This is a genomic window from Pseudonocardia bannensis (assembly GCF_012911875.1).
GTDB classification, from domain to species: Bacteria; Actinomycetota; Actinomycetes; order Mycobacteriales; family Pseudonocardiaceae; genus Pseudonocardia; species Pseudonocardia bannensis.
On record NZ_JAAXKZ010000226.1, the window covers coordinates 1 to 3453 of the forward strand.

4 protein-coding genes are annotated in these 3453 nt (G+C 74.1%); all 4 read left to right on the top strand.

Annotation, left to right across the window (positions count from 1 at the left end; genetic code table 11):
* Positions 1–430: 430 nt before the first annotated feature.
* Positions 431–1120 carry a hypothetical protein gene (locus HF519_RS29600; protein WP_169416256.1) on the top strand — a complete coding sequence of 230 codons (690 nt, stop codon included), beginning with the start codon at positions 431–433 and terminating at the stop codon, positions 1118–1120.
* Between the two features lie 63 nt (positions 1121–1183).
* Positions 1184–1546 (top strand): hypothetical protein, encoded by a 363-nt coding sequence (locus HF519_RS29605; RefSeq protein ID WP_169416257.1) that lies wholly within the window; start codon positions 1184–1186, stop codon positions 1544–1546.
* Positions 1547–1749: 203 nt separating this feature from the next.
* Positions 1750–2049: an STAS domain-containing protein gene (locus HF519_RS29610; protein WP_169416258.1), complete on the top strand. Its 300-nt coding sequence runs from the start codon at positions 1750–1752 to the stop codon at positions 2047–2049.
* A gap of 196 nt (positions 2050–2245) precedes the next feature.
* Positions 2246–3145, top strand: coding sequence for an alpha/beta fold hydrolase (locus HF519_RS29615; RefSeq protein WP_169416259.1), 900 nt, complete (start codon positions 2246–2248; stop codon positions 3143–3145).
* Positions 3146–3453: the final 308 nt, after the last annotated feature.

Genomic DNA, 3453 nt, shown 5'->3' on the forward strand with positions numbered 1-3453 from the left:
CGCCTGGGGGCGGCGGCCGGCGCGGACACGCCACAACTGTGACCGCCCCATCGTGGACCTCGAGGGCGCGGTGACGGAACCCCTCACGATGAGCCGTCGACCAGCGGTGTCCGGCCTGTCCCCTCCGTCGCATGGGTCCGCTCGACGACGTCGGGCACCTCCGTCCGGATCGTCCCGCTGCGGCGCGTTCGGGCGTGGTGACCCGGCCACGCACCGACCGTGCCACGCGCGCCCCGCTCCCGCCACGCGCGTTCAACGGCACGCGTGGCGACCAGAACGTGCGCGACGTTCCCGCAGGGCGGAAGCGGGACCGTCGCGCGGCGGGCGGGGCGGCCGATACTGCGGCGGTGGACGGCGACCCGGCGGGGCCGACTGGAACGAGTGGACCGATCCCGCCGCCCTGCGGGCCCTGCGCGGGCTGCTGCCCGGCGTGGTGGCGGCGACTCCCGTCGGCGCGCTCGACGCCCTGCTCCGGACGGCCGCGCGGAAGCTGGTCGGCCGCCGGTTCACCGTGCCGGGCACCGGCGGCGATCTCGTGCTGCGACTGGAGTCGCTGCAGGTGCGGCCCGATCCGATAGGCCTCGGTCTGGGCCAGTTCGACGACGTGCGCGTCGTCGCCACCGATCTCGAGTGGTGCGGCACGGCGTGCCGCCGGCTCGTCGTGGTCTGGCGGAACGTGCACGTGCGCCCGCTGCCGGTACCCGCGGTGGTCTGCGCCCCGGTGACCGTGGAGCTGTCGCTGCTCCCCGAGGTCGTGCGCGAGCGCATCGCGGCCGTCCGGGCCGCCGTACTGCTGGAGGTCGGTCCCGACGGGGAGGCACGGCTGCGCTGGTCGCGACTGCCCACCTGGGGGGCACTCGTCGTGGCTCCCGAGGTGGCGGGGCCCACGCTGCACCTGCAACCGGGAGCGCTGTGGCTCGGCCGGCGCAGGTTCACGCTTCCGCGCTGGCTGCCTCCGGTTCGGCTGAAACTGCCGCCGTTCCCCCGTGGGCTGCAACTGCGCCGGGTCGAGGTCGGCCCCGCGGAGATCGTCCTGCACCTCGTCGCCGACGAGTGGCGCGAGCCGGTGCCGGTGCACCGCGTGATCGCGCTGCTCGCTCAGCTCGGCCCGTTTGATTGACATAGTTAACGATGCTGCGTACTTTAATGAGCACAGGCCACACCGCCGAGCAAAGGACACCGCATGACCGCGCCGACCGAGCAGTTCGTGCAGATCACCCAGCGCAGCCAGGAGGCGGTCACCACCGCCGTCCGCAACTGGACCGACTCCCTGCAGGCCTGCGCCGGCAGCATCACCGACGTCAAGCCGCAGCTGCCCGACGTGAACAGCGCCGTCGACACCGCCTTCGACCTCGCCGCGCAGCTGCTGACCCGCCAGCGCGAGTACGCCAAGACGCTGCTGGCCGCCGGCGCCCAGGCCGCCGAGGCCATCACCGAACAGGCCCGCGCCGCCACCGTCCCGTTCCAGCCGGTCGCGCCGGTCGCCGAGACCGTCCCCGGCGCCCCCAAGCCGGCCCGCGCCGCGCGCAACGGCGTGACCGTCTGACCCGTCCGCTCCACCCCCGACAGCCCCGACAGCCCCGCCGGCTCCGCCCGGCGGGGCTGTCGCGCCTGGCCGGAACCCCCGGCCCGATCCCGTTCCGTACCACTCGTCACCAGAACGGGTTGGGACCCGTCCTGCCGGGACCATCCGCGCCCGAATCCGTTTGGCGTGAACGGAGGACCAGTGGAACGGGGCATCGAGCCACCGTGGCAGCGGACTGTGCGCAGACCCGGGAGCCGCCGACCGGCGAGACGGAACCGGTTCCGGTCGTGGTCGCCGGTGACGTCGTCGCGCACGAACTCGAGCGCCGACTGCCGGACGCCCTCCCCGGCGATCCCGCGCCGCGGGTCGCCGTCGACCTGTCGGGTGTCATGTCGCCGTCCCCCGCCGGTCTCGACGTCCTGCCGCAGGTGCGGGACCGGCTGACCGCCCGTGGCGGCCGGCTCGACCTCGTCAGCCCCTCCCCCGCCGTCGTCCTGCTGCTCCACGACGCCGCGCCGGAGTGACAGGTCCCCTCGCCGGCCGGCGGCCCACACCTCTTTCCCGGCTCGAGGAACGCCCGGAGAGTCTCGACGGTGCGGCGGTGTCGCCTCGTCCGCCGCAGCCGCCGGGGGGAGAGTGTTAAACCTCGCAACGTCTGGGTAACGTGCTAGAAACCTGCTCGGCGCGCCCCTGCGGTCCGAGCCCGGTGAAGGGTGAGGGATGAACCGGAAGGGCCCGCTGGCTGCGGCCGTGCCCACGCATCGTCGCGTGGTCACCCTGCCCGGGCGGGGCCGTACCACCATCTGGGAAGCGCCCGGCCCACCGGGAGCACCGGTGCTGCTCCTGCTGCACGGCGCCACCCTGAACGCCGAGCTCAACTGGTCCGGCGTGATCAACACTCTCGGCCGGCACTACCGCGTCGTCGCACCCGATCAGCGCGGGCACGGCGACGGGCCACGGTGCTCCGTCTTCCGCCTCGAGGACTGCGCCGACGACGCCGCCGCGCTCGCGACGGAGCTCGGTATCGACCGGTTCGTGGCCGTCGGTTACTCGATGGGCGGTTTCGTCGCCCAGCTGTTGTGGCACCGGCACCGGGAGCGCGTCGCGGGACTCGTGCTGTGCTCGACGGCCCGGAACATGTGCGGATCACCATGGGAGCGGTCCGTCGCGATGCTCCTGCCCTCCGCCGTGGCCACCGCCGCCTGGTTCCCTGCGCTGTACCCGCTGGGCGCCGATCTGATCGCCGCCGGGCTGCTCGATCACGACCTCGGACCCGCCGAGCGGAGCTGGGCCCTCGCCCAGATGCGCCGCACCACCCTGCGGAACGCGTTGTCGACCGTGCAGGCCGTGTCCGCGTTCAGTTCCCACGACTGGATCGGCTCGGTCGACGTGCCGGCGGCGGCGGTCCTCACCCGGCACGACCGGGTCGTCCCGGTACGCCGCCAGTGGAAGCTCGCACGCGCCATCCCGGGCAGCACGGTCATCGAGGTCGACGGGGACCACGGCGTCTTCGTCAGCTCCCCGGGCCGTTTCGCGGCCGCGGTGCTCGCCGGCTGCCATGCGGTGTGTGCCGGGCCGGTCGACGAGCTCGACACGGAGCCGACGACCACCGCCTCCTGACCACCCCCGGAGGTCGCCCCGGCCCCGGGCGCCCCACGCGGCAGATCGGCCGCCCGGCGGAGCCGAGAGGTCGGTCGCGGTCCCCGGTCACGGGACAACCGTTGTGGCCGTCAACCACCTCACCGAGGTTCGGCAGGTCGACCGGATCTCCGAGGTGGGCGCTGTGCGCCGGCACCGTCGCCCGGGACCCCGACTCACACTCCCGAGGACCCCGACTCACGCACCTGAAAACACCGGCTCGCGCACGTCGAGACCCGACTCGCGGGCGGGGCGGCCCCGACCCGCGAGTCGGGGTCTCCCCGCCCGCG

Bases quoted from the DNA above. Each gene is read 5' to 3' on its own strand.
- HF519_RS29605 (WP_169416257.1), top strand. From the start codon at position 1,184: ATGACCGCGCCGACCGAGCAGTTCGTGCAGATCACCCAGCGCAGCCAG.
- HF519_RS29615 (WP_169416259.1), top strand. From the start codon at position 2,246: ATGAACCGGAAGGGCCCGCTGGCTGCGGCCGTGCCCACGCATCGTCGC.